Below are 18,023 nucleotides of genomic sequence, written 5' to 3' on the forward strand. Positions count from 1 at the left end.
TACATCTTGAACGAGCGGTCTGATTGAACAATGAGTTGCAGCTGCTTATCTAAAAAAACAAAAAACGACCATCAAGCTTGTAAATACAAAATGGTCGTTAAAATTATCGGTCGATAAACCCCACACAAACCATAGCGCAACTTAGCATCACTGCTAAGACAGTCCGCAAGCTGTTAACTTGCGTCCCAACGTAAACTTTAAGCAAAAAAGAGTACATTTCGGCGATCCTCCCTAGTCCTGTTTCAACATGTTTGCTTCACTCCACAGGGGTAATGATTCTCGCGACCTCTACCTCATTGATTGAGGTAATCCCGTATTCAGTTATTTATACAAAAAGAAGTTTACGTTATTCTGGGGGCTTTGTCAATCAATTACCATTATTTTTCTGAAAATTGTTGATAAATATAGGGAATATAGGATGAATTTAAATGTTTTATGAAAAGAGGAGGAAAGGTGTATGTTGTTGAAAGAGAATAAATATGCAATGAGTGAATAGGAAGAGACAAAAAAGAAACTACGGCAATCATCAAAAAACGAAAATTGCTGTAGTTAGTCAAACTAAATTGATCGTTTATCAATTGTTAGGCTGCGGCTTTTGGTTCGCGACCTAAGATTGCTTGTAAAATAACTGTTACACCATAAATTGCTAACACTAAATAAATCAGGCTAGAATACTGAGTGATTCCCCAACCCCATGTGCGATAAATAGCTAATGTAATGGCTAAAACAATTGCAGCGATAACGTTAAATAACGCGAATGCCCATAGATTGCCGTTTTCTTTACGTACGAAATAGAAGATAGAGAAAAAGACGCTTAAGGCTAACCAAGCGATGCACGCTAAAATAACGCCCCAGTAAATGAAAAATGGTACCATATTGATTCACCTCTCTTTTATACAGCCTGTATTGTAGCACGTTTTCATTTCTTTGTCAGTTGTCATTGTGATAAAATTCGCAAGAAATGGAATCGTTTTACTTTTAGTGCGTGTTTTCATGTTAAAATTTAATTGTTTACCAATCAAAAAATGGTAGGTGAAATGTAGCAAATTGTAAATAAAAGAAGCACACATTTTTGAAAACGGATGTGTATCGATAAAAAGATGATTGTTGGTATAGGTATTCAACAAATTTTTTAATCATTCTTTTCTCGTGCTTTCTTTTTTGTTGAATTCAGTATAATAAAGATGAGGTGAGGAACATGAATGACCAAATAATGGATAAAATAGTTCAAGAAGTCTTATCTAGTCAGTCGATTACTTTTTTAACAGGAGCAGGCGTTTCGACACCTTCGGGAGTTCCAGATTACCGTTCGTTAAAAGGTGTGTATGCAGGAATGGAACAGCCAGAGTATTTATTAAGTACTCAAGCGTTGGAACATGAGCCAGAAAAATTTTATTCGTTTGTAAAAAAATTATATCATCCTCAGGCAGAACCTAATATTATTCATTTGGAAATGGCACAGCTAGCGACGAATAAGCAAGTTGCTGTTGTATCACAAAATATTGATGGTTTGCACGAGCGAGCAGGAAGCAAGCAGCTAGTCAATTTTCATGGGAGCTTGTATCATTGTCATTGTCGAAAGTGTGGTAAGAATGTGGCATGGCAAGCTTATTTAGAAAGTGACAGACATCAAGCGTGTGGTGGGCAAGTTCGCCCAACTATCGTTTTATATGGTGAAGGATTCCAGCAAGCGACGATTGACGCAGCCGTTTTTGCTGTGGAGCAAGCTGATTTAATCGTTATTGTAGGAACAAGTTTTCAAGTACATCCTTTTTGTGATTTGATTCAATACCGAAAAAAAGGTGCTCAGATAATCGTCATCAACCAGACACCAATTTTACTTTCCGCAGAACATTCGTTTATCCAAGAAGATGGCGCAAAAGTATTTCAAAAAATTCATGAAGCGAGGATTAATAATGACAGAGTTTAAAACAGAAAAAGAAAAAATGATTGCGGGTGAACTTTATTTTGCAGGTGATCCTGAATTAGTGGCAGATCGAAGTTTTGCACGAGAACAAGCAAAATTAATTAATCAAGCAGAAGACACAGCGATCCGTTCACAATTAGTTAAGGAAACTTTTGGTAAAACAGGTGAAAATATCTACGTTGAACCAGCAGTCAACTTTGACTATGGATACAATATTTTTGTTGGCGAAAACTTTTATGCGAATTTTAATAATACATTTTTAGATGTAAGTACGATTGAAATTGGTGATAATTGTATGTTCGCACCGAATGTTCAACTGTATACGGCAACGCATCCGCTACACCCAGTCAAAAGAAATAGTGGATTAGAGTACGCAAAGCCAATCAAAATTGGGAACAACGTATGGCTTGGTGGAGGAGTTATCATTACACCTGGTGTTACTTTGGGGAACAATGTAGTCGTTGGTGCAGGTTCAGTTGTGACCAAGTCTTTTCCGGATGATGTTGTAATTGCGGGAAATCCTGCCCGTGTAATTAAAACGATCAGTATTGAAAAAGCAGCACCGTCATTAGCAAATTTACGTGAACAAGTGGATATTATCGACGAAAAATTAATTGAGTTGCTAGAAAAACGATTGGATGTAGTTACCGAAATCAGTCAGTTAAAACAAGAAACTCAGCAAGCCATTTTCGATGAGAGCCGTGAACGAGAAGTTTTAGCAAAGGTCAAAAAATGGGTAAAGAATCCAGATTATGAAGAAACAGCAGTAGCTATGTATACTGATTTGATGCAGCAGTCTCGCGGATATCAAGCAAAATTACGTGGGGAGGAGTGAAAATGGTAGAAGGAGAATTACGGCGACAACAAATCATGCAGACATTAGCAAGTGCAGAAAAACCAGTTAGTGCAAGCAAATTTGCTAAAAAATTTGGGGTTAGCCGCCAAATCATCGTAGGAGATATTGCCTTGCTCCGCGCAGCAGGAGAAGAGGTGGTTGCAACAGCACGTGGGTACATTTTGGAATCAAATGAAACAAATACAGGCTTTGTTAGCAAGATTGCTGTACAACATGAGCGCCAACAAACGGAAGAGGAATTACAAATTATCATTGAGCATGGTGGAGAAGTAGTGGATGTTATTGTAGAGCATCCTCTTTATGGTGAACTTGTAGGTATGTTGCACTTAAAAACGAAGCAAGACATAGCTTCTTTCATGAAACGTTATGAAAAAAGCCAAGCAACGTTACTATCAGAGCTAACCGCAGGCATTCATCTACACACCATTCGCTATCCTGATGAAGCCACGTTAAAAAAAATCAAACGTGCATTGTCAACTGCACATATTCTTTATGAGGATTAGTTAGAAATGAAAAAAGTTCGCTTAAACTCAACTATTTAAGTTGAGATTTTAAGCGAACTTTTTTGTTAATTACTTAAATAATTAGGTGAAGCCAATTGTTGCTTGATAATTTTGGTTGGAATCACAAATTCAGGTGTTCCCATGTAATAAGGAGCTATTTCGCCTTGCGCAAAAGTGATAATCAATTGGTGTTTGGTGTTGATATAGAAAGTTTGATTAGGCTTGATTTGTTTGAATGGTTGGACATCAGTTGGTTGGTCATCTGCTTCAGACCAATAAATTTGATTCGGATCAGCTTTCATTTGCTCGTTCATCTGTTGCTTGATTTCCTCGCTGATTACAGAAAGGTAGTCTTCATTTTTAAAAATCAATGGTAAAGAAACCACGACATTCAACTTTTTATCAATCGTATCGTATTGGGTCGTTGTGGCAGAGCTTCCTTGAATCTGAGTCAACGTTCGTTTGACTACTAAGAAACGAGAGTCATCCACAACTTTTTCAAAGTCTCCAGTAACAGAAACACGTGAGCCATCAAAGAATTGTTTTTTGACTTGTTGAAATTCAGCTTGAGCTTCTTTCAAGTATTTTTTGTTTAAAGCAGTAGCAACTTTTGTTGGTGTAGCTGTTTCGATTTTTGGTACGTCAATTGCTATCTCACTAGCTTCTTTTTTTGCTGTTAATGTTTGCAATGTAACCAACTGAACTAACTTATCGAAGCCTGGAAGGACACTAGCAGCTTCACCAACGCCCGGAAATAAGTTGACAGCCAGTATAAATGTCAGGGCGAGCGCTAAGGCACTTTGAGTGGCACGATTTCGGAAACGTCTCCAGGAATATTTTTTCTTTTCTTTATGAAAGAGGTTGGTCACTTGTGTGTGTAAGTCTTCTGGTAATGTTTGTTGACGATATTGCTTGGAAAAATTTCTGATTACGGTTTTTACAAAATCCTTCATGAAAATCTTCTCCTTTGATTATTCTAGTTTGCTTCTTAATTCATTCAAGCTTCGATATAGTTTTGTTTTGATCGTGTTCTCATTCAGCGCTAAAATGACAGAAATCTCTTTGAGGGTAAAGCCTTCAAAAAATTTTAATAAAATAATTTCACGATTAGGGCTGCTGATTTGATTGATGATTTCTTCTATTTCGAGATAACTATGTTGCGAGTCGTTCAAGAAAGACCATGACTGTTCATTTTGATCGAGATATTCGGCTTCGCGTTTGTTTTTTCGCCAAAAATCAATAGAAACAGAAATGAGGATTCGAAAAAACCAAGCATTAAATTCTTCGATTTCATGGAAATTTTTCTTTTGAATAGCTTTCAATGCTTTTTCAAAACTTTCTTGGATAATATCTAGTGCATCTTCCTTTGAATGGGAATAGTTAAAAGCTAGACGATACATTTTTTCATATTGTGTGTCCGCCAGTTCTTCTAACGCTTTTATATATTTTCTTCTCTTCCAACCATCGAAAACCATGTGTCTGGGTCACCCTCCTTTCTCATCTACTTATATAGACGAATTAGATTGCTAAAAAGTTTCATATTTTTTCATTTTATTTAAGCTGAATTGATTCTATGTAACGGGCCAAGCAGCATTAGGACAGAAAGACTTGTTCTTTGATAATAAAAGACAAAAAAATAAACTCGTCAACCAAAAATGAGGTGAGACGAGTTTATTTTTCGACGATAAATTTTTCTGTTGAAGCAAGAAGTGCTAGCTAAAATCTGCTATCTTAGTCGATAACAAGCACGCCTTCTTTAAGAGAAAATGGATTAGCTTCATTGATGTGGTCATAGAACATAACCCCGTTGATGTGATCAATTTCATGTTGAACAACAATAGCTTCGTAGTTTTTTAAACGAATTTTTTGTTTTTGTCCGTCTGCGTCATAATAAGAAATCGTTACTTTTGCGTGACGAACGACATAACCTGGAACTTCACGATCAACAGATAAGCATCCTTCACCTTCACCAAGACAAGCATCTTGAACAGAGTGGCTTAAAATTTTTGGATTATACATCACTGTACTTAAAGTGGGTTCGGCTACTTCTGGATCTGCACTAGGCACATGAACAGCGATGATCCGTTTTGAAATATCTAATTGTGGTGCAGCTAGACCAACACCTCCACGTAAGTTTAATTCTTCCGCTTTAATAGGATCTTGGCTGTTTTTTAGAAATTCCATCATTTCTTTTCCTAATGCGATGTCTTCCTCACTAAGTGGAAGAGAAACTTCGCTTGCTACTTCACGTAAAGTTGGATTGCCTTCACGAATAATATCATCCATTGTAATCATGGAAAATGACTCCTTTCATCTAAGACTTGAATATGACAAGTCACTTTTCGCACTATAGTGTAACATAAAATAAAAAAAGTAGTAGTTAGATTGTTTGAAAACTATTCTTTCTTAATGATTCTTTACTTGATTTATAGCATCATTTCAGGTAAAGTATAGCTGTGTGTTTAAGCACGCGTCCTGTCACTTGGTTAAGCGAATCACCAACGTTTTACTCAGTCACAGGGAAATATTCGAAAGAGGTGGAAACAATGGCAATTTCAAAAGAACGTAAAAACGAAATCATTAAAGACTATGCACGCCATGAAGGAGATACTGGTTCTCCAGAAGTACAAATCGCTGTATTAACTGAAGAAATCAATCACTTGAATGAACATGCACGTGTTCACAAAAAAGATCACCATTCATACCGTGGCTTGATGAAAAAAGTTGGTCACCGTCGTAACTTGTTAGCTTACTTACGTAAAACTGACGTTCAACGTTACCGCGAATTAATCCAACGTCTAGGTCTACGTCGTTAATTTAATTTAAAGAGAGTGAGGTTCACATGAATCTCACTTTTTTTACTGTGAAACCAAAAGAATCTGTGATTAAGCATGATGGACTCCTACTAACCAAATGAAAGTTGCTAACTCGCCAAAAAGGATTGGCGGTTTTCATTTGTTTAGTAGCGTCTTGCTTTCACGAAATGGAAAAGGAGAAGTTATGTCAGAAAAACAAGTATTTAAAATGACATGGGGAGGCCGTCCCTTAGAAGTAGAAGTCGGTCAATTAGCAAAACAAGCGAATGGAGCTGTTTTAGTTCGTTATGGTGACACTGTAGTATTAAGTGCAGCAGTTTCTTCTAAAGAAGCAAAAGATACAGATTTCTTCCCATTAACAATCAACTATGAAGAAAAAATGTATGCGGCTGGTAAAATCCCTGGTGGTTTCATCAAACGTGAAGGTCGTCCAAGCACAGAAGCAACATTGACTGCACGCTTGATTGATCGCCCAATCCGTCCAATGTTTGCGGAAGGCTTCCGTAATGAAGTTCAAGTGACAAACATCGTAATGAGTGTTGAAACAGATTGTTCACCAGCCATGGCTGCTATGCTAGGTTCATCTTTAGCATTATCAATTTCTGATATTCCTTTTGATGGCCCAATCGCAGGTGTTGAAGTTGGTCGTGTAAATGGCGAGTATGTCTTGAACCCAACTGTTGAACAAGCAGAACAAACGGATATCGAGCTATCTGTTGCAGGAACAAAACAAGCGATTAACATGGTTGAAAGTGGCGCTAAAGAAGTTTCTGAAGAAGATATGCTAGGTGCATTGCTTTTTGGATTTGATGCAATCAAAGAATTAGTTGCTTTCCAAGAAGAAATCGTTCAAGCTGTCGGCAAAGAAAAAATGGAAGTTACTTTATTGCAAGTAGATGCAGATCTTAAAAACGAAATTTTTGCTGCTTCATACGAAACAATGAAAACTGCCGTTATGACGGAAGAAAAACTTGCACGAGAAGACAATATCGAACAAGTAAAAATTGATATTCGTGAAGCATACGCTGAAAAATTTGCCGATCACGAAGATGAAGCACATCTAGCTAAAGAAGTGAAACAAATTACAGAAGATCTAGAAAAAGATGTTGTTCGTGAATTAATCACGATTGACAAAATTCGTCCAGATGGTCGTAAATTAGATGAAATTCGTCCACTTGCTTCAGAAGTTGGCTTATTACCACGTGTCCATGGTTCAGGTTTATTTACTCGTGGACAAACGCAAGCATTATCTGCTTGTACACTTGCGCCGTTAGGAGAACATCAAATCATTGATGGCTTAGGGGTTGAAGTGAGCAAACGATTCATTCATCATTATAATTTCCCACAATTTTCTGTTGGTTCAACTGGTCGCGCAGGCTCACCAGGTCGTCGCGAAATTGGACATGGGGCTTTAGGTGAACGTGCATTGGCACAAGTTATTCCTGCTGAGGAAGACTTCCCTTATACAATTCGTTTAGTAGCAGAAGTTTTAGAATCAAATGGTTCTTCTTCTCAAGCAAGTATCTGTGCAGGTACATTAGCATTGATGGATGCAGGTGTTCCAATTAAAGCGCCTGTTGCTGGTATTGCAATGGGACTTGTTTCTGATGGCGAAAACTACACAATCTTAACTGATATCCAAGGGCTAGAAGATCACCTTGGCGACATGGACTTTAAAGTTGCTGGAACAAAAGACGGAATCACTGCCTTACAAATGGATATCAAAATTCAAGGGATCACTGAACAAATTCTAAAAGAAGCATTGGCTCAAGCAAAACAAGCGCGTATGGAAATCTTAGAAGAATTGACTTCAACGATTGCTGCACCACGTGAAGAGTTAAGCCAATACGCACCGAAAATCGAAATGATTCAAATTGAACCTTCTAAGATCAAAGATGTGATTGGTAAAGGTGGCGACACGATTAACGGAATCATCGAAGAAACAGGTGTTAAAATTGATATTGATCAAGATGGTAAAGTAAGTATTGCTTCCGCTGATTCAGAAATGATCAAAAAAGCCATTAAGATCATCGAAGATCTTACAAAAGAAGTAAAAGTTGGCGAAGTTTACTTAGGTAAAGTTGTCCGAATTGAAAAATTTGGCGCATTCGTTAACTTGATTAAAGGAAAAGATGGCTTGGTTCATATTTCTCAATTAGCAAACGAACGTGTCAACAACGTTGAAGATGTCGTTAAACTTGGTGACGAAGTTCTTGTGAAAGTAACAGAAATCGACAAACAAGGTCGTGTAAACTTATCTAGAAAAGTTTTGTTGAACGACGATGAAGCTTCAAAAGAAACGAAATAAAAACTGATTCATTAAAAGCTGAAAGCGAGACATTATAAATGTTTCTGCTTTCAGCTTTTTTATGTGAGAAAACAGAAATCGCCGGTAGAATTTTTACTGAAAAAAGCTTATCCATTGGTAAGACTAACTAAATAAGCGTAAAATCAAGTATATAAAGACTGAAGGAGGACGCGACATGTTAAGCTTTTTGGGTGCGCTTGTTGTTGGTAGCGTATTAGGAATGATTGCCGGAGCGATTTTGGGAAAAGATGTTCCCGGTGGCTGTACAGGAAATATTGTCGTTGGTGCTCTGGGTAGCTGGTTGGGTGAATTGATTTTAGGTGAATTTGGTCCAGTAATTATAGACGTTTATTTAATTCCAGCTTTGCTTGGCGCAATTTTGTGCTTAGTCATTTATTACTTCATTATTGAGCGATTATTTCGCAGTTGAATCACTTACTAAAAGTGGTTGACACGTAGGATGTTTCCTAAGATAATAAGAAGAAGTTTAGGAAATAAACGATAAAAAATAATGATTTTAGGTTACTAGCGTAGCAAAGATATCGCTGGTTTGATGCTTTTTATCAGATTCAAGTGATAGTTGTTTTGGCTGTTGCTTGAATCTTTTTTTTATTTTGTTTTCTAAATGCTAATTTGGGGACAGAAATGAGGGAGAAAAGTTGACAACAAAAAAGAATGTCAAAAAATTGTCAGCTGCAGGTCTTTTAGTAGCAATGGGTGTGGTTTACGGTGATATCGGAACTAGTCCATTGTATGTAATGAAGGCAATTGTAGGTGATAACGGGGGACTGCAAGGAATAAATCCTGACTTTGTCATTGGCGCAGTTTCACTAATTTTTTGGACATTGACTTTATTAACAACGATTAAATACGTTGTGATTGCACTAAATGCGGATAATCATGGAGAAGGTGGTATCTTTTCTTTGTATACTTTAGTGAGAAAAGGTGGCAAGTATTTAATTATTCCAGCAATGATAGGTGGAGCGGCATTACTTGCTGACGGTGTCTTAACGCCGGCAGTAACAGTTACAACCGCAATTGAAGGATTAAGAGGTATACCGCTGTTTTTTGAACGGTTTGGAAATGATCAAACAATTATCGTAATCATTACTTTAGTGATCATCTTGACTTTATTTATGGTTCAGCGCTTTGGTTCTGAATTAGTTGGGAAAGCATTTGGCCCAATCATGTTCTTATGGTTTACTTTTTTGGGCGTGATGGGTGTCATGAACTTTAGTCAAGACTGGACAGTTGTGCGTGCAATCAATCCTTATTACGCAATTCAGTTATTACTTAGTCCAGATAATCGGCTAGGTTTATTTATTTTAGGAAATGTTTTCTTGGCAACAACTGGGGCAGAAGCATTGTATTCAGATTTAGGTCATGTTGGTAAACTAAATATTCGTTTGAGCTGGCCATATGTCAAGCTTTGCCTGATGTTGAATTATTTTGGACAAGCAGCTTGGTTAATCAACGTGTATCAAAATCCAGAAATTCAAAAAATTGAAAATCTGAATCCATTTTTCCAAATGATGCCAAATAGTTTAACTGGTTTTGGCGTTGTATTTGCTACAATTGCTGCGGTGATCGCTTCACAAGCATTGATTTCAGGTTCGTTTACGTTAGTCTCTGAAGCAATCAAATTGAAACTATTACCAAGATTGAAAATTATGTACCCCGGAAGCAGTATTGGTCAAATGTACATTCCAGCAGTGAACTTTATGCTATGGCTGGCTTGTTCGATTATCGTGATTACTTTTAGAACATCACATCGTATGGAAGCAGCATATGGGTTATCAATTACGGTTACGATGTTGATGACGACAGCACTACTTTATTTTTATTTGATTCAAAGTGGACATAGTCATTGGTTAGCGCATCTTGTAACATTTTTCTTTGGAGCGATTGAGATAGTTTTCTTTTTATCAAGTATTGTGAAATTTTTCCATGGTGGTTTTGTGGCAGTTTTGATTGCGTTACTTATTTTGACTGTCATGTTTATTTGGGAAAGAGGAAATATTATTCGAGAGTCAGTGGCTGAAGATGTTCCACTTCGCGAATATATCCCTCAGTTAGCACAATTGAGAAAAGATACGTCGTTACCTGTTTATCAAACAAACGTCGTCTTTTTGGTACCTAACATGGAAGACGATCAGATTGGGAAACAATTTGTTTATTCGATTTTAGATAAGCGACCAAAGCGTGCGGGTGTCTATTGGTTTGTGCATGTAGAAGTTACGGATGAGCCTTATACTAAAGAGTATCAAATCGAAATGATGGATACTGATTTCATTGTTCAAGTAAAACTGTTCCTTGGTTTTCGTGTAGAGCAGGAAATCAATGTTTATATTCGTCAAATCATTCACGATTTGATGAAGGAAGGCCGATTACCGAAACAACCACAACGTTATTCACTCACACCAGGCAGAGAAGTGGGCGATTTCCAATTTATTTTGATTGATGAAGTTTTGTCGAATGTCACATCATTAAGCAAGTGGGATCGACAAATTATGCAAGCAAAATTAGCTATCAAAAAATACACGACGTCACCAGAAACATGGTTTGGTTTAGAATATAGTGAAGTCAAACATGAAACAGTCCCATTATTTATTGGACATACACGTAAGACTTGGTTGAAAGAACGAAAAGAAAACGAGTAAAAAGGTTGGGACAAAATTTTGTCCCAACCTTTTTTGTTTCTATGCTTCTAAAGTACGCTCTAATTGTTGTTGCTCATCCAATTTTCGTAGCTTTTTGATTGCTTTGAAATAAGAATAAAGTAATACGGCAACAGAACCAATCCATGCTAAAGGTGAAGCCGCAGCAGCACCAGGATAGCCCCACAAAGCTGTTAGAAAAATGGCTGCGAATGAACGCATAATAAGCTCCATAATCCCAGCAATTGTTGGAATCTTACTTTGACCAAGTCCTTGCAACGTGTAGCGTAAAATAAATAAAATGGCTAGTATCCAGTAAAGCGAACCATTAATATTAAAATAAATTTGTGCTAACTCAAACACACGCGTCTCGCTGGCATCGACGAATAGGTGGACAAAAGAGTGACCAAAGATAATAACGACTGCTCCTGCAATGATACTAAAGCCACCACTCATCAGGAGACACTGCTTCACCCCTTTTAATATGCGGCCATATTCTTTGGCACCATAGTTTTGGGCAGTAAATGTCGCCATTGTGATTCCAAAAGACATCATTGGTTGCGTAGCGAATTGATCAATCCGACCTGCTGCGGCTTGAGCGGCAACAACATCTGTCCCTAAACTATTGAGAGCTGATTGTAAAATGATTGCCCCAATAGCGATGATTGATGCTTGAAAGGCCATGGGTAACGAAATATTTAAATGAGTACGAATTTCTTTTTTATCAAAAACAAAATCTTTTTTGCGTAATTGAAGTAACGGAATCTTTCTTTTGATATAAATCAAGCAAAGCAAGCTCGACGCAACTTGAGCAATCACTGTTGCAATCCCAGCACCTTCTACGCCCATGCCGAAGTGAATAATAAAAACTAAATCTAAAATCACATTGATAATCACAGCGATAATCAGGAAAAAGAGGGGTGTACGACTGTCACCCAATGCACGAATGACATTTGATAATAAATTGAAGCTCATGGATGCGAAAATCCCCATTAAGATGATTGAAATAAATGCTTGGGCTTGATCAATGATTTCTGGAGGAGTTTGCATGAGCTGTAACATCGGACGAATGAATAAGAGACTGAGAACGGTTAAAATGATTGTAACGACGAGACTAATGATGATGCTGGTAGCAAAACTTTTCTTTAGACCACGATAATCTTGGGCACCAAAACGTTGAGCCGTAATAATTGCTAAACCTGCTGTTAGCCCTTGAGCAAAACCAATAATCAAAAAAGTTAAGCTTCCGGTTGAACCAACAGCAGCTAAGGCATTCTTTCCTAAAGTTTGACCTACAATGATCATGTCGACCATATTGTAAAATTGTTGGAAAATATTCCCAATCAAGAGGGGAATCGTAAAAATAAAAATTAGTTTCGCTGGATTCCCTTTGGTTAATTCACGCATCTGTACAACTCCTATTCGTAACATATTTAGTTAGTAGTATAGAGTTTTTATCGTGGAAATACTATAAAAAATTCGTGAAAATAAAAAAAGCTAAGGCTTGGAATTTTCTCCAAGTTCTCAGCTTTCTTTTTTCATTAAAACCTAAACTATTTTTAGACTAGTATTGTTTGATTTCGCTAGGTAAAAGAATCGTTTCTCTTGTACCATCATCATAAGCATAAACTTGTGTAGGAAACTGACTAGAATATGCAAAAGGTAAATCAATGTCCATCTCAACAGAACTTCCTGGTTGAGAAAAGTGCATAGTTACTTTTCCATGATTGTTAACAATATCAAAGGCAAGGATATTGTCTAACGGAATAACTCCTTTGAGGTCTAAGTCAATAATAAACCAGATACTGTCGATCAATTCACCGGGCATACTCGATACTACACCGACAGAGGCATAACGATTGCGTTCGCTGTCAAAACTTTCAAACATCTGTTTAACCTCCTTTGTTTCTTCAATCCTTCTATTAAATAGTATAAGACAAATTGAAAAAACTTGCTTTTGTGAGGATTTATTCTAATAAAGATTAGTTAAAAATGCAACAATAAGTAGTCAGTTTGTCTTAAAGGATCTTTTTTTTAATGATTTTTAAAAAAGTAGAGGAGGTCGGACGTGTTACGTCGACCTCCTCCGAAATGTGTGTATTGTTCAAAGTAATCTTCAAAATAAGTCTAAATTTCACAAAAATTTGAGAAGTGATTTCTGGAAATTTATTTTTATTTATTGGAGTTGAACATTTCTTTTATAACCTCATACACGGTGTTCCCCAAACAACTCCTCGAGCTAGCTTGCATTCACTTCAAAATATGAAAAGCTATTTTGAGTGATTACTCACTAGCTTGTCGGAGCTGGCCGTTTGGAGCCACAACTTTTATTCTTCAGTTGAACCAATTACTTCTGGTTCGCTTGCTTCAGCTGGTTCAGCTTCTTCTTCCACTTGTGCTTCGACAACTGCTGCAATTTGTTCTTCTCCATCAGTAATCACTGCGTAGTCTTTGTTTGCAGGAAGGTCAGCAACTGTAATTGAGTCACCGATATTCAAATCAGTTACATCAACTTCGATGCGTTCTGGTAATTTATCTGGTGTAGCTGAAACAATTACTGTATACAAGTTTTGAGCTAATACACCACCAGATTTAACACCAGCAGATTCACCCACAAGAACAACTTCTGTTTCAACTTCGGTATCTTCTGTCATGTTGACAGATAAAAATTCAACGTGTTCAAAATGATTGTTGAATGTATTTGTTTGAACTTTATGAACTAAAGTGTTCACTTTTTTGCCGTCAACGTCCATGGTAATAACTGTGTTAGCACCATTTTCACGCAACATTTTGCTGAAAATTTGTCCATCAAATGAAATAGGGGTACTTTCCATTTGGTAGCCATAAACCACTGCAGGCACCTTTCCTTCGTGACGCAATTGATTTCTTAATGAACGGGGACGTACTGCTCTTTTACTTACTTCTAATGATACTGACATAACCTAAATTCCTCCTTAAAATGTGATTGTCTTAGGTCATAAGACAAGTTTTATTTAAGTGAATTTGCATGGCTAATCTCTTGCACATTATTGGGTTGTGCGTTTGAAAAACGCAAAAAGACAGATGCGTACATCTGTCTAAGGAAAGTTATGATTCAACTTTTCTCCACCAGGTCATTACGCTGTGTATGAGAAATCCGATTCACTTTACCTATTAACCGTAGCGCGAATCAAAAGTTAAGTCAAGGGATAAGGTGTTTGTTCATTTGCAAGCGACTGATTTCAAGTTATAATGCTTTTTAGTAAGAAAGGAACTTGTATGCGATTAGATAAATTGATTGAGAAAGAATTACAAACAACGAGAAAAGAAATGAAACGCTTGTTTACGACGAAAAAAGTCAAGGTAGACGGCGTAGTCGAATTTCAAGAAAATCGGAATGTCGATAGTTTATTGCACGAAATTGAAGTAGCGGGCGAGCGATTGCAAACAAATGAAGTGTATTATCTTTTGAATAAACCAAGTGGTGTCGTAACTGCTGTGAAAGATCCAAATAAGGTAACAGTCATCGACTTGATTGCATCGGCAGATCAGCAACCGTCACTTTATCCTGTTGGCAGGCTAGATCGAGACACGACAGGATTATTACTGCTGACATCCAATGGTCAACTGGGTTATGAATTACTTTTGCCTGATAAAAAAGTAGAAAAAACATATCAGGTTACGGTAAATGCTAAATTAGGTGCAGAAGATATTCGTGCTTTTGCTTCAGGAATTCGTTTTGCAGATGGAACAAAGTGTCAACCAGCGACATTAACAATTAGTTGTGCTACTTCAAAAGGAAGTCAGGCATTCCTGACGATTCAAGAAGGAAAATTTCACCAAGTGAAGAAAATGTTTTTGGCGCAAGGGAAAAAGGTGAGTGCATTGACCCGAATTTCAATGGGCCCTTTGACGTTAGATGAACAATTAGCACCAGGCGCTTACCGTGCGCTGACATTGACTGAGCTACGACAACTGAGCAATTATTTTAAATGAGAGAGGAAGGCAATCAAATGAAATATACCACTTTATTATTTGATGTAGATGATACTTTATTGGATTTTCAAAAAACAGAAGAACGTGCGCTCAATGAATTATTCGCTGAACAAGGCATTACGCTTACGCCAGAAGTAAAAACGAGTTATAAAGCATTGAACCATCATCTATGGCAAGAATTTGAAAAGGGAAACATGACGAGAGAAGAAGTAACAGGAAATCGTTTTGGCTTGTTGTTCCAACAATTTGGTCAAACGGTGGATGGTCCTCAAATGGAAGCAAGATATCGTCATTATTTGAATCAAGGTCATGATTTAGTAGCAGGCAGTCGAGAGCTGATTCATTCTTTGGCACCAAAAGCGGATCTTTATATTGTAACGAATGGCGTCTCACAAACGCAGTATCAACGTTTAATGGATGCTGAATTATTGCCTTATTTCAAAAAAATTTTTGTTTCTGAAGATGTAGGCGCACAAAAACCGATGAAAGAATTTTTTGATTATGTGTTTGATCGAATTCCAGAGTTGGATCGAGAAAAAACTGTAATTATTGGTGATTCACTAACCTCAGATATCCAAGGAGGTAATCAAGCTGGGATTGATACGATTTGGTTCAATAAAAATCAATTACCAGAAATCGAGAAGATCACACCGACTTACCGAATTGATTCGTTAGCTGAAATTTATACTATTTTAGAGAATGGAAATGAATAATTTTCAGAAAAATCGTAGCATTTTCATATTTTTCCGCTATAATAGATAGGAATGAAAAATAGGATATGAAAGAGGTTTTAGTTAATGACAAAAAGCAAGCCAATTATCATTGGTGTGACGGGCGGATCAGGAAGTGGCAAAACGAGCGTCAGTCGTGCGATTTTTAGTAATTTCCCAGATCACTCGATCATGATGCTTGAACAAGATTCGTATTATAAAGATCAAAGTCATCTTAGTTTTGAAGAACGATTGAACACGAACTATGATCACCCATTTGCTTTTGATAACGACTTACTAATTGAGCATGTCGAAAAATTATTGAATTATGAAGCCATTGAAAAACCCGTGTACGACTACGTAGAACATACTAGAAGTCAAGTAACGATTGTTGAAGAGCCAAAAGAAGTCATTATTCTTGAAGGAATTTTGATTTTGGAAGATGAACGTTTACGTGAGTTGATGGATATAAAATTGTATGTTGATACGGATGATGACATTCGCATTATTCGCCGCATCAAACGAGACATGGAAGAACGAGGCCGCACGTTGGATTCTGTTATTGAACAATATTTAACGGTAGTGAAACCGATGTATCATCAATTCATTGAACCTACTAAACGGTATGCGGATATTATTGTTCCAGAAGGTGGCGAAAACCACGTAGCAATTGATTTAATCAATACAAAAGTAGCTAGCTTCTTAAACCATAATTAAGTAAGACTTTTTAATACACAGCAGTTGACTGAATCAACATTTCCGGTTGGGTTTTGACTAGAAGATTCAGCAGCTGCTTTTTTCTGTGGAACTTTTTTCTAAAAACGTAGGTATAGGAAAAAACAAAATTTAAAAGAGATGGAGACCTGCTATGGAAAATTATCGATCAACGATTCGGCGAATCTTTCAAATTTTACCTATAATTGGTTTTAGCTTATTTTTCATACTTGCCATCTATGCGTATCGCCATGGAATTTTTCAATCAACGGATTCGTTGCAAGTATTTATTCAACAATTTGGTCAATATGCGGTATTGATTTTTATTTTGTTACAGATTATCCAAGTAATCATTCCCATTTTGCCTGGTGGTATTTCATCTGTTGTAGGGATGCTGATGTTTGGCACTGGGTGGGGCTTAGTTTATAGCTACATTGGATTAGTAATCGGTGAAGCACTTGGCTTTTTACTTGTGCGTTACTACGGCGTAAGCTTCGTTCAATTGATTTTATCACCAAAAAAATATCAAAAATTTGATCAATTATTGACTGCACATACCCAAAACATCCGCCGTTTTTTGATTTGGACGTTGATTTTACCTTTTGCACCAGACGATCTCGTTTGCTTAGTAGCCGGCTTAACAAAAATGTCTTTTCGTGAATACATGCGAATTATTTTGATTTTAAAGCCGTGGTCAGTGGGAATATATGGACTTATGATGCTTTATTTATTTAGAAAAGCACAAGGTTTGTAGCATTTGTTTTTTCATGGAATAATAGCAACAACCTGTACGGAAAGGAAGTTAGTCAATGTTAGAAAAAAAGCGTGTGACAACAGAAGAAGAGCTTGATCAGCTTTTACCAATCATTCATGATGTTTGGCAAGAAGCGTTTGTGCCAATTATTGGTCAAGCACAAGTGGACTACATGCTAGCCACTTATCAATCAAAAGAACAAATTCAAAAAGAATTAGGCAATGATGTGTATTATTTTTTATTAATGAAAGATGATCAACCTGTTGGATACACAGCCTATGAAAAATTTGAGTCTAGCATTTACTTAAGCAAATTATATTTATTGGCGAGTGTGCGTGGTCAAGGGCTAACTTCAGCCGTTTTCGATTGGTAAGAAGAACTTGCCAAAAAAGAAAAAGTCTCCGAAATTTTTTTGCGTGTGAATCAAGATAACCTTCATGCAATAGATGTTTATAAGCACCAAGGCTTTCAGTTGGAGGAAGAATTAATCTCAGATATTGGCGAAGGTTTTCAAATGGTTGACTATAAAATGAAAAAAGAACTCGCATGACAGTGTAACTTGTGATAAAGTAGTCACATGCGACGGGTCGAGAAGGTCTCTGGTTTACAGAGTACCTAATTGATTTTGGAGGCACGCGATGATTTTCATCACCTACCGGATGTAGGCAGTGTCGGGTAAGACTTTTGTGGAGAAGGGCTTATCTACTTGATTATTCAAGTACCAGTTGAGGCACGACATTTTGTCGTGCCTCTTTTTTTTAATCAAGATTATTTTGGGTGTGATCAGAGGTTGATAAGATTGG

At 37.0% G+C, this 18,023-nt stretch carries 18 protein-coding genes, 1 pseudogene and 1 riboswitch; of the genes and pseudogenes, 12 read left to right on the forward strand and 7 right to left on the reverse strand.

Annotated features, from left to right (window positions below; translation table 11 throughout):
- Window positions 1-124: 124 nt before the first annotated feature.
- Window positions 125-299: riboswitch (Lysine riboswitch) on the reverse strand.
- A gap of 282 nt (window positions 300-581) precedes the next feature.
- Window positions 582-875 (reverse strand): hypothetical protein, encoded by a 294-nt coding sequence (locus IGJ93_RS00705; RefSeq protein WP_270344490.1) that lies wholly within the window; start codon window positions 873-875, stop codon window positions 582-584.
- Between the two features lie 323 nt (window positions 876-1,198).
- Here IGJ93_RS00705 and IGJ93_RS00710 point away from each other — a divergent pair, with 323 nt between their 5' ends.
- Genes IGJ93_RS00710 through IGJ93_RS00720 form a run of 3 tightly spaced genes read left to right on the forward strand, consistent with a single transcriptional unit; the run spans window position 1,199 to window position 3,286 of the window.
- On the forward strand, window positions 1,199-1,930 hold the full coding sequence (locus IGJ93_RS00710) for an NAD-dependent protein deacylase (RefSeq protein WP_067483413.1): 732 nt from the start codon (window positions 1,199-1,201) through the stop codon (window positions 1,928-1,930).
- Window positions 1,917-2,762, forward strand: coding sequence for a chorismate mutase (locus IGJ93_RS00715; protein ID WP_430596966.1), 846 nt, complete (start codon window positions 1,917-1,919; stop codon window positions 2,760-2,762). Before IGJ93_RS00710 ends, IGJ93_RS00715 begins: the two co-directional genes overlap by 14 nt.
- Before the next feature lie 2 nt (window positions 2,763-2,764).
- Entirely contained in the window at window positions 2,765-3,286 is a 522-nt protein-coding gene (locus tag IGJ93_RS00720; protein ID WP_067483408.1) for a transcription repressor NadR, read from the forward strand.
- Between the two features lie 65 nt (window positions 3,287-3,351).
- On the opposite strand, the gene IGJ93_RS00725 is transcribed toward IGJ93_RS00720, so the two are convergent.
- The 3 genes from IGJ93_RS00725 to def form a co-directional block, all read right to left on the reverse strand.
- Window positions 3,352-4,239 (reverse strand): RsiV family protein, encoded by an 888-nt coding sequence (locus IGJ93_RS00725; RefSeq protein ID WP_075491320.1) that lies wholly within the window; start codon window positions 4,237-4,239, stop codon window positions 3,352-3,354.
- An 18-nt stretch (window positions 4,240-4,257) separates the two neighbouring features.
- Window positions 4,258-4,761: an RNA polymerase sigma factor gene (locus IGJ93_RS00730; protein ID WP_067483404.1), complete on the reverse strand. Its 504-nt coding sequence runs from the start codon at window positions 4,759-4,761 to the stop codon at window positions 4,258-4,260.
- A 256-nt stretch (window positions 4,762-5,017) separates the two neighbouring features.
- Window positions 5,018-5,581, reverse strand: coding sequence for a peptide deformylase (gene def, locus IGJ93_RS00735; protein WP_067483402.1), 564 nt, complete (start codon window positions 5,579-5,581; stop codon window positions 5,018-5,020).
- A gap of 251 nt (window positions 5,582-5,832) precedes the next feature.
- Here def and rpsO point away from each other — a divergent pair, with 251 nt between their 5' ends.
- The 4 genes from rpsO to IGJ93_RS00755 all read left to right on the forward strand — a co-directional run bounded on the left by rpsO (window position 5,833) and on the right by IGJ93_RS00755 (window position 11,070).
- Window positions 5,833-6,102, forward strand: coding sequence for a 30S ribosomal protein S15 (gene rpsO / locus IGJ93_RS00740; RefSeq protein ID WP_010734375.1), 270 nt, complete (start codon window positions 5,833-5,835; stop codon window positions 6,100-6,102).
- A 184-nt stretch (window positions 6,103-6,286) separates the two neighbouring features.
- On the forward strand, window positions 6,287-8,410 hold the full coding sequence (gene pnp, locus IGJ93_RS00745) for a polyribonucleotide nucleotidyltransferase (protein ID WP_067483400.1): 2,124 nt from the start codon (window positions 6,287-6,289) through the stop codon (window positions 8,408-8,410).
- A 175-nt stretch (window positions 8,411-8,585) separates the two neighbouring features.
- Window positions 8,586-8,840: a GlsB/YeaQ/YmgE family stress response membrane protein gene (locus IGJ93_RS00750; RefSeq protein WP_067483398.1), complete on the forward strand. Its 255-nt coding sequence runs from the start codon at window positions 8,586-8,588 to the stop codon at window positions 8,838-8,840.
- Window positions 8,841-9,123: 283 nt separating this feature from the next.
- The gene (locus IGJ93_RS00755; RefSeq protein ID WP_086271069.1) at window positions 9,124-11,070 is read left to right on the forward strand and encodes a KUP/HAK/KT family potassium transporter; all 1,947 of its coding nucleotides are present in this window, start codon (window positions 9,124-9,126) and stop codon (window positions 11,068-11,070) included.
- Between the two features lie 39 nt (window positions 11,071-11,109).
- Here the strand turns inward: IGJ93_RS00755 and IGJ93_RS00760 are convergent, their stop codons facing one another.
- The 3 genes from IGJ93_RS00760 to IGJ93_RS00770 all read right to left on the reverse strand — a co-directional run bounded on the left by IGJ93_RS00760 (window position 11,110) and on the right by IGJ93_RS00770 (window position 14,006).
- Entirely contained in the window at window positions 11,110-12,474 is a 1,365-nt protein-coding gene (locus IGJ93_RS00760; protein WP_218658029.1) for an MATE family efflux transporter, read from the reverse strand.
- A gap of 157 nt (window positions 12,475-12,631) precedes the next feature.
- Window positions 12,632-12,955 (reverse strand): DUF960 domain-containing protein, encoded by a 324-nt coding sequence (locus IGJ93_RS00765; protein ID WP_067483392.1) that lies wholly within the window; start codon window positions 12,953-12,955, stop codon window positions 12,632-12,634.
- A 439-nt stretch (window positions 12,956-13,394) separates the two neighbouring features.
- Complete coding sequence (locus tag IGJ93_RS00770) at window positions 13,395-14,006, reverse strand: 50S ribosomal protein L25/general stress protein Ctc (protein ID WP_067483390.1); 612 nt, start codon at window positions 14,004-14,006, stop codon at window positions 13,395-13,397.
- A gap of 319 nt (window positions 14,007-14,325) precedes the next feature.
- On the opposite strand from IGJ93_RS00770, the gene IGJ93_RS00775 reads away from it, so the two are divergent.
- From IGJ93_RS00775 to IGJ93_RS00795, 5 genes and pseudogenes are all read left to right on the forward strand, one after another.
- On the forward strand, window positions 14,326-15,042 hold the full coding sequence (locus tag IGJ93_RS00775; RefSeq protein WP_067483388.1) for a 16S rRNA pseudouridine(516) synthase: 717 nt from the start codon (window positions 14,326-14,328) through the stop codon (window positions 15,040-15,042).
- A 17-nt stretch (window positions 15,043-15,059) separates the two neighbouring features.
- Complete coding sequence (locus tag IGJ93_RS00780; protein WP_430596967.1) at window positions 15,060-15,755, forward strand: YjjG family noncanonical pyrimidine nucleotidase; 696 nt, start codon at window positions 15,060-15,062, stop codon at window positions 15,753-15,755.
- Between the two features lie 84 nt (window positions 15,756-15,839).
- Window positions 15,840-16,469, forward strand: a complete 630-nt coding sequence (udk, locus tag IGJ93_RS00785; RefSeq protein WP_067483384.1) for a uridine kinase — start codon at window positions 15,840-15,842, stop codon at window positions 16,467-16,469.
- Window positions 16,470-16,620: 151 nt separating this feature from the next.
- Window positions 16,621-17,220, forward strand: coding sequence for a TVP38/TMEM64 family protein (locus IGJ93_RS00790; protein ID WP_075491322.1), 600 nt, complete (start codon window positions 16,621-16,623; stop codon window positions 17,218-17,220).
- Window positions 17,221-17,275: 55 nt separating this feature from the next.
- Window positions 17,276-17,770 (forward strand): annotated as a pseudogene (locus IGJ93_RS00795) (N-acetyltransferase family protein).
- Window positions 17,771-18,023 lie beyond the last annotated feature (253 nt).

Source organism: Enterococcus sp. DIV0174 (assembly GCF_050529065.1).
GTDB lineage: Bacteria > Bacillota > Bacilli > Lactobacillales > Enterococcaceae > Enterococcus_B > Enterococcus_B thailandicus.

Excerpts from the sequence above, each read along its gene's own strand:
- IGJ93_RS00705 (WP_270344490.1), bottom strand. The coding sequence starts at position 875 with ATGGTACCATTTTTCATTTACTGGGGCGTTATTTTAGCGTGCATCGCT.
- IGJ93_RS00710 (WP_067483413.1), top strand. The coding sequence starts at position 1,199 with ATGAATGACCAAATAATGGATAAAATAGTTCAAGAAGTCTTATCTAGT.
- IGJ93_RS00715 (WP_430596966.1), top strand. The coding sequence starts at position 1,917 with ATGACAGAGTTTAAAACAGAAAAAGAAAAAATGATTGCGGGTGAACTT.
- IGJ93_RS00720 (WP_067483408.1), top strand. The coding sequence starts at position 2,765 with ATGGTAGAAGGAGAATTACGGCGACAACAAATCATGCAGACATTAGCA.
- IGJ93_RS00725 (WP_075491320.1), bottom strand. The coding sequence starts at position 4,239 with ATGAAGGATTTTGTAAAAACCGTAATCAGAAATTTTTCCAAGCAATAT.
- IGJ93_RS00730 (WP_067483404.1), bottom strand. The coding sequence starts at position 4,761 with ATGGTTTTCGATGGTTGGAAGAGAAGAAAATATATAAAAGCGTTAGAA.
- def (WP_067483402.1), bottom strand. The coding sequence starts at position 5,581 with ATGATTACAATGGATGATATTATTCGTGAAGGCAATCCAACTTTACGT.
- rpsO (WP_010734375.1), top strand. The coding sequence starts at position 5,833 with ATGGCAATTTCAAAAGAACGTAAAAACGAAATCATTAAAGACTATGCA.
- pnp (WP_067483400.1), top strand. The coding sequence starts at position 6,287 with ATGTCAGAAAAACAAGTATTTAAAATGACATGGGGAGGCCGTCCCTTA.
- IGJ93_RS00750 (WP_067483398.1), top strand. The coding sequence starts at position 8,586 with ATGTTAAGCTTTTTGGGTGCGCTTGTTGTTGGTAGCGTATTAGGAATG.
- IGJ93_RS00755 (WP_086271069.1), top strand. The coding sequence starts at position 9,124 with ATGGGTGTGGTTTACGGTGATATCGGAACTAGTCCATTGTATGTAATG.
- IGJ93_RS00760 (WP_218658029.1), bottom strand. The coding sequence starts at position 12,474 with ATGCGTGAATTAACCAAAGGGAATCCAGCGAAACTAATTTTTATTTTT.
- IGJ93_RS00765 (WP_067483392.1), bottom strand. The coding sequence starts at position 12,955 with ATGTTTGAAAGTTTTGACAGCGAACGCAATCGTTATGCCTCTGTCGGT.
- IGJ93_RS00770 (WP_067483390.1), bottom strand. The coding sequence starts at position 14,006 with ATGTCAGTATCATTAGAAGTAAGTAAAAGAGCAGTACGTCCCCGTTCA.
- IGJ93_RS00775 (WP_067483388.1), top strand. The coding sequence starts at position 14,326 with ATGCGATTAGATAAATTGATTGAGAAAGAATTACAAACAACGAGAAAA.
- IGJ93_RS00780 (WP_430596967.1), top strand. The coding sequence starts at position 15,060 with ATGAAATATACCACTTTATTATTTGATGTAGATGATACTTTATTGGAT.
- udk (WP_067483384.1), top strand. The coding sequence starts at position 15,840 with ATGACAAAAAGCAAGCCAATTATCATTGGTGTGACGGGCGGATCAGGA.
- IGJ93_RS00790 (WP_075491322.1), top strand. The coding sequence starts at position 16,621 with ATGGAAAATTATCGATCAACGATTCGGCGAATCTTTCAAATTTTACCT.